Source organism: Acetatifactor sp. (assembly GCF_982438285.1).
On record NZ_CEWDFQ010000471.1, the window covers coordinates 1 to 1871 of the forward strand.

General features: G+C 46.8%; 1 protein-coding gene and 1 pseudogene. Both read right to left on the reverse strand.

Translation table 11 applies throughout. The features are described 5' to 3' along the window. Window positions 1–220: pseudogene (locus AC1WIP_RS15360) on the reverse strand (carbohydrate ABC transporter permease); the annotation flags it as partial. Between the two features lie 210 nt (window positions 221–430). Next, window positions 431–1726: an ABC transporter substrate-binding protein gene (locus AC1WIP_RS15365; protein WP_481142647.1), complete on the reverse strand. Its 1296-nt coding sequence runs from the start codon at window positions 1724–1726 to the stop codon at window positions 431–433. Between the last annotated feature and the right edge of the window lie 145 nt (window positions 1727–1871).

A 1871-nucleotide genomic window follows, 5' to 3' on the forward strand; every position in this document is an offset into this window, starting at 1 on the left:
GAAAAAAGTAAATAGACTTAAAAAAGCTTTGTCCCCTCACCTTATTATTCAAAAGAAGGGCCAAAACAGTGGAGAGAAAAACAATGCAGATCACAAGCATGACCGCATACCCCAGGCTGAACCAAAAGGAGCTGCGAAACCTTTGGCTGGCCAGGGCGTCCATATAATTTTTCAGGCCGATAAAGGAATATTCTCTCGAGATGCCATTCCAATCCGTCATGCTGTAATAAATCCCGGCAAAAACAGGTATCACCGTAAAAAAGCTATATGCAAGTAAATTCGGAAGGGTAAAAAGGAAATGTGTGACATTCCGTTCCGAAAATTTTTTCTTTTTTGAAGGATGCTTCTTTTTCATAGGGAAATCCTTTCCGCAAAAAGGGAGCCTTGGGAGACAAAGGTTTTGTCTCCAATGCCCCCTTTGCTGTAATGCTTATTCAGAATAATAGTTCCTGATCAACTGGTCATATGACTCCAAAAACGCATCCACATCCTTGTCCATAAATAATTGCTGGAACAATACCGCCTGGTCGGATCGGAATGCACTGGACCATACAACGGAACCGCTTAAGGTAAAGGGCGCATCGTTGATTTCCTTCAAAACCTCCACATTGTAATTCACGCTCTTGATCACATTGGGGTTCATGTCTCCGTCACAGAATTCCTGAGCGATCTCCTCACTGGTCAGAAAGTCTATGAACAACAAAGCCGCCTCTTCGTTGCCCGTGCCCGCCGGAACCACATATCCCGTGTCATAGGCTCCTGCACTGCAGGCTTCCACTCCGGTGATGGTGGGGAATACAAAGCATCCATAATTCAAATCAGGATTCTGATTTGCAAAGGCATTAGCGCTCCAGGTGCCGTCAATCATCATGGCCGCATTTCCCATGGCAAAATCACTGATTGCCTGATCGCCGCTGGTGGCCAGCGTATCAGCCTGACCGTATTCCCTGATCTTTAGATAAGCCTCTGCGGTGGCGCGCAGCTCTTCGTCATTTACCATGGAATATTCTCCACTCAAAACCTGATCGTATTTCTCCCAGGGCGCATGGTCTGCGCTTCCCACATAAAGCCGGTCTACCTGCTGTGAAATCTTTGTGGAATCCTTATCACAAAAAACAATGGGCTGAATGCCTGCCGCCTGTAATTTTTCGCAGACCTCCACAAATGCCTCAAGGGTTGTGGGAACCTCCGCTCCCACCTGTTCAAAATAATCCTTGTTGTAGTAAACCCCAAATCCGTTTGTAGTCACCGGCATTGCATAGACATGTCCATCCTCACGGCGCATGTCTTCCACAGAGCTGTCCAAAGCCCGGGACAGAAACTCCTGATCATCCAGCGCCACGAAAATACCCTCGTCCATCATCTCCACAATCTGGGTGGAAAGTGCCGTAACCCCTGCCACGTCAGGCAGATCGTTAGAAGCCACACGAGTCACAAAAACCTTATTGGGATCCGAAGGGCACGTCTGAGTCACTGTGATATTCGGGTACTGCTCCTGAAATTTGGCAATCAAGCTGTCATACAGATCAAAGTTTTCCGGTTTGCAGTGAAAGAATTCTATTTCATAGGTTTCTTCACCGACTGCCTCTTGGGTCTGGTTCTTTGCCGTAGATGTGCCGGATGCAGCGGACGAAGTCTGGGATGACTGGGGCTCCTGCGCGGAGCAGGCTGCAAGACCAGCTGCTGCCATGACAGCCGCCATAGCCAGCGCTAACTTTCGTTTCATAGATTTACCTCCTTCAATACATTTCGTTTTTTGTTTCTTGTTCAAGCTGCTGTACCTTTATTATATGGACAGATTTCTCTCTTTTGAATGGCGCAGATTCATAAAACTTGCCATTTTATAATGACTTATCAAAAAGTACCTAATC